General features: G+C 29.9%; 5 protein-coding genes. All 5 read left to right on the top strand.

The window, feature by feature from the left end; genetic code table 11:
- The first annotated feature begins 237 nt into the window (after positions 1-237).
- Entirely contained in the window at positions 238-771 is a 534-nt protein-coding gene (locus ACQCX0_RS06135; RefSeq protein ID WP_462563290.1) for a DUF924 family protein, read from the top strand.
- A 67-nt stretch (positions 772-838) separates the two neighbouring features.
- Positions 839-1,384, top strand: coding sequence for a DNA-3-methyladenine glycosylase (locus ACQCX0_RS06130; RefSeq protein WP_462563289.1), 546 nt, complete (start codon positions 839-841; stop codon positions 1,382-1,384).
- 25 nt (positions 1,385-1,409) lie between these two features.
- The gene (locus ACQCX0_RS06125) at positions 1,410-2,447 is read left to right on the top strand and encodes a GMP reductase (protein ID WP_462563288.1); all 1,038 of its coding nucleotides are present in this window, start codon (positions 1,410-1,412) and stop codon (positions 2,445-2,447) included.
- A gap of 117 nt (positions 2,448-2,564) precedes the next feature.
- Positions 2,565-3,506, top strand: coding sequence for a DNA (cytosine-5-)-methyltransferase (gene dcm / locus ACQCX0_RS06120; protein ID WP_462563291.1), 942 nt, complete (start codon positions 2,565-2,567; stop codon positions 3,504-3,506).
- Between the two features lie 148 nt (positions 3,507-3,654).
- The gene (locus ACQCX0_RS06115) at positions 3,655-4,008 is read left to right on the top strand and encodes a hypothetical protein (RefSeq protein WP_465029895.1); all 354 of its coding nucleotides are present in this window, start codon (positions 3,655-3,657) and stop codon (positions 4,006-4,008) included.
- The last annotated feature ends 1,056 nt before the right edge of the window (positions 4,009-5,064 follow it).

Genomic DNA, 5,064 nt, shown 5'->3' with positions numbered 1-5,064 from the left:
TATGGGGGGATAACCACTCTCCTTCCCCCCACCCTTAAAATATCAGTTTCTTAATAAGTATTATTAAAATAATTTTAAACACCAGTTATTCCACAATAAATTTAACGAAAATAGTATTATAAGTTATCTGAGATAGTTATTAATAAATATCTTTTTAAGAAGAGCTTATCAAAAAATAATTAATATGCTAAACTAGAGAGTGTTAATAATCTTATAAGAAAGGAGAATAAGGAGTTAATGTTATTAAAAATCTTAGCTTTTTGGTTTTTAGAGGAAAATAAGCTTAAGTGGTTTGTAAAAGAAGAGAGTTTTGATACTGCAATTAGAGATAAATTCCAAGACTTTTATGAAGAAGCAATACAAAAATTTACCCTTAATAATATAAAAAATAAAGAAGACGCTGTAGCTTATATAATTTTATTTGATCAGTTCCCTAGAAATATGTTTAGAAATACTTCTAAGAGCTTTGCTACGGATAATAAAGCCTTAGCAATAACTAAGTATGCGTTATTTCAAGAATTTGATAAAGAATTAAATAAAGAATATAAGCACATTCTGTATATGCCATTAATGCACAGTGAAAAATTACAGGACCAAGAATTATCCCTAGAAAAATTTCAAAAAATAAGCATTAATGAACCGACTTATGCTATACAACATTTGGAGATCATTAAAAAATTCGGTAGATTTCCACACCGTAATAAAATTTTAGGAAGGGAGTCTACCCCTGAAGAAATAGCTTTTTTAAAAACCCCTAATTCTTCATTTTAAGAATGGTTAATATTTAGATACTATATACTTACTATAAATTTAGAAGAAAATTACGAGAAATTTAGGAATGAAAAGATTAACCAAAGACTTCTTCCTACAAGATACTGATATTGTAGCACAACAAATCATTGGAAAAAAGGTAACCTTTTATGAACATAGTTTTATTATTACTGAAACTGAAAGTTATAATGAAACAGACCCTGCTAGCCATACTTTTGAAGGTAAACTAACTAAAAGAAATAAAATAATGTTTAGTGCTGCAGGGGTTTTTTATGTATATTTAATTTATGGTATTTATTACTGTATAAACTTTGTGACAGGGAGCCAAGGAAAAGGTGAGGCTGTTTTATTAAGAGCTGCTCTTAACCTTAAAACTCAACAATTAATTAGCGGACCAGGGAAATTATGTAAAGAATTTAGTATCAATAATACCCATAACGGATTAAGTTTTATTAGTAATTCTTTAGTTTTTGTAGAAGATATCGGGCTTAATTTAGAATATATTACAACTAAGAGAATTGGTATTACTAAGGGGGCTGACTTATTAAAAAGATTTTTAGTAGAACCTAAAATTGTTAAAAATTTACAGCTACTGACACTGAAACATAACTAAAAATATTAAAAAATAGGAGAATTTTTTGTTTATAGATGATATACCTAAGCTTGATTATAATGATGTTTTAATTGTGCCAAATCGCTCTGTCTTGGAGAGTAGGCAGCAAATTAATTTAAGTAGAGAGTTTCAGTTTTTACACTCAAAAAATAAATGGGAAGGAATTCCTATAATAGCTGCGAATATGGATGGAGTAGGAACTTTTGCCATGGGGCTTGCTTTGCAAGAGCATAAAATATTAACGGCAATTACCAAACATTATAAAGTATCTGAGTGGGAAGTAGCTTTAGATAAAGGGTTAGATATGAAATATAATATTCTAAGCATCGGGATTAGAGATGAAGATTTAATACTGTTAGAACAATTACAGACGTTAATTCAAAAGAAACGGCAAAAATTACATTTTATTTGTGTGGATGTGGCAAATGGCTATACTAATCGATTTACTAACTATGTACAACTCTTAAGAGAACAATATCCTAAGATTACCCTTATTGCTGGTAATGTAGTAACTCCTGATATTACTACGGATTTAATTCTAAAAGGGGTTGATATTGTGAAAATCGGAATAGGTTCTGGTTCTGCTTGTATTACCAGATTAAAAACTGGGATTGGCTATCCGCAATTCTCGGCAGTGGTAGAATGTGCTCAAGCTGCTCATAAGGTAGGAGGAAATATTATTGCTGACGGAGGTTGTAATTACCCTGCGGATGTTGCTAAAGCTTTAGCAGCAGGAGGAGATTTTGTAATGCTGGGGGGAATGTTTGCTGGGCATGATGAGAGTTCTTTTATACCTAAAGATGGATACATTGCTTTTTACGGAATGTCATCTCAACAAGCTATGGAAACCCATTACGGAGAAATGTCTGCTTATAGAACTTCAGAAGGCAGAGAAGTAAAAATCAAATATAAAGGAGCAATTGAGAATACTTTAAAAGATATTTTAGGGGGAATAAGAAGTACCTGCACTTATGTAGGAGCTGTTAATATCAAAAATCTTCCTAAATGTGCTAATTTTATTAAAGTATATAGAACTCATAATACGATTTTTGAGAATTTATAAATTTATGCTTGATTAAAGGTAGTAATAGCTTTATTTTTAGGTATAATAATAGCAATTTTAATGATTTTGATAGATTAGGCTTAGCTTTACAATATATGTTTGGCAAGGGATTAGAATATAAGGATTTGGTTAATAAAAGTAGGTAGTTTATTTTCTAGCATTGTGGGCATTGATGTAGCTTTCCAAAACAAAGGCTTTGAAATATCTTGGGCAAATGAAATAGACAAAAATGCTGCACTAACCTATCACTCAAACTTCAACCATAATCTCATTAATGATGACATAAAAAATATCAGTGAATATGCACTACCTCAAATAGACATTTTAGTTGGTGGTTTCCCTTGCCAAGCTTTCTCTATAGCAGGTCATAGAAAAGGATTTGAAGATGAAAGAGGTTCTATTGTATTTGAGGTGTTTAAAATTTTAGAGTCTCAAAGACCTAAAATTGTTTTTTTAGAGAACGTAAAAAATTTACTGTCTCATAATGAAGGTAAAACCTTAAGATATTTATTAGATTACCTAACAAATGTTGGCTATCATATTAAATACGAAGTTCTAAATACATGTAACTGTGCAGATATACCGCAAAATAGAGAAAGGGTTTATATTGTAGGGTTTTTAAATCAATACCATTGTAATGATTTTAAATTTCCAAAAAGAGAAATTAACACAAGATCTATCCAAGATATATTGGAGGATAAAGTATCTGAAGAATTTTACTATAACAAATATAGTTTTTTTAAAATTTTGAAAAAAGAAATAACAAGAGAAGATACTTTTTACCAGTGGAGAAGACACTATGTTAGAGAAAATAAAAATAACCTTTGCCCTACTTTAACAGCTAATATGGGAACAGGTGGTCATAACGTACCTTTAATTAAAGATAAAATAGGCATTAGAAAACTAACTCCTAGGGAGTGTGCAAGATTGCAAGGTTTTAGTGATGATTATGTATTTCCTAATAATATGGCTAAAAGTCATTTATATAAACAAATAGGAAACAGTGTCAGTATACCTGTTGTAGAAAAAATAGCATTAGAAATAAAAAAAAGCGGTTAATTGAGTGGAAGAAAAAGATAAATGGGTATAAACCTTAGAAATATAGATGAGGGAATTTTTCGCACCATGAATGGCAATGCAGATGCACTTATCGCAATAAGTAGGGTTATTAAAGCTGAATTTCCTTGTTCAAGAGTGGATGTCACCAATGCTAAATATGATGGCTATTGTAGATTTAGGCGGTACACAAAAACTATTAAGAATTCAAATAAAAGGAACAAAAACAGGCTCTGTAAATTTTACTGGGGGTTATCGCAGTGGGCAACAAATAAATAAGGATGCTCCTAAAAGAACATATAAATATACAGAGAAAGACTGTGACCTTATAATTGGTATAGACGGTTTTAATGGGGAATGCTATATAATTCCTATATCTGTGTTATTACAGACTGGAAGAACCAAAGAAAACTATCACGACTACAAGAATACAAAGAAAACTGGCAGATATTACTTGATATTGCATCAAGTAAAAAGTAACTCATTAATTCCATCAAGCGTATAATTACCTAAATAAAATTAATATCTTGAAGAATAAACCATAAGTTTAATTTTTTTGTAAATAATTTAGACTCCACTCATTCTTAAAATTATTATTCTCTAAATCAAAGGGTAAGGTAAAATGATAATTTAGTAGAGTTTCATTAAGTATGCCATAATAACAACCTCTGCTGATTATTATTCCCATACTAGATTTAAAAGCATAGTATTCATTATTAACCTCTAAAACAATTAATTTATTATCGGCTGATCTTTGTATAATCTTTACTTTAGGATGCAGATTAAATCGTAAATAAGCTTCTTTAAGGTGATGATTAATTTTATCTTTAAAACTAATGAGTTCTTCTACTAAGATATAATTTCCAAGATTTTTTTCAATAGAGATAGTTTTATGATACACAAATTTTAAACTATTTCTATAGGCTAGGTAAGAAATAATATCAGTCTGCCAATGTTCATCAACTCTGGGTTCTATTTTAATGTCTTCAAGATTATTTTTACTAAAATATAATTCACCCTCTTTTCCCATTAATACTAAACCTGAATGGGCATCTCTGTGCATGTCTTTAGCGTTATTTACAAATAATTTAGCTGCAGCTACATTAACCTCAGTACTTAAAATGCTGTTATATTTATTATATTTACCACCGATATCCACAATAACCAAAGAGTTACCTCCTGTGATTCTTAAATAACCGCTGTATCTTAATTGATTATAAGGCTTAGGGTTTACATGACTTAAGGAAAATAAATAATCTATATAATTTTTATCTACCTCAACACCGCCGTTAAAAACTGCTAAGGAGTTATCCATACTTCTAAGAGTTTTAATAAATCCTACCATATTATCTATGTATGAAATTAATTTTTGATTGATACTAACTTCTTCTTTTAAAACATGATATAAGGTGAGTAAATCATCTAAATAGGTAATAGTAATATAAGGGTTTCTAGTATAATGCCCCCCATCAGGTAAAATAATCGTATCTAATTGTTCAATTAAACCAGCTATGGCTATATTTAAAGATCGGAAGAGCGGTTCAGCAGGAATGCCGAGACC

Source organism: Candidatus Hepatincolaceae symbiont of Strigamia maritima (assembly GCF_055505085.1).
The sequence above is the reverse complement of the archived record's forward strand: the minus strand, read 5'-3'. Positions and strand labels throughout refer to the sequence as shown.

Excerpts from the sequence above, each read along its gene's own strand:
- ACQCX0_RS06135 (WP_462563290.1), top strand. The coding sequence starts at position 238 with ATGTTATTAAAAATCTTAGCTTTTTGGTTTTTAGAGGAAAATAAGCTT.
- ACQCX0_RS06130 (WP_462563289.1), top strand. The coding sequence starts at position 839 with ATGAAAAGATTAACCAAAGACTTCTTCCTACAAGATACTGATATTGTA.
- ACQCX0_RS06115 (WP_465029895.1), top strand. The coding sequence starts at position 3,655 with ATGCTAAATATGATGGCTATTGTAGATTTAGGCGGTACACAAAAACTA.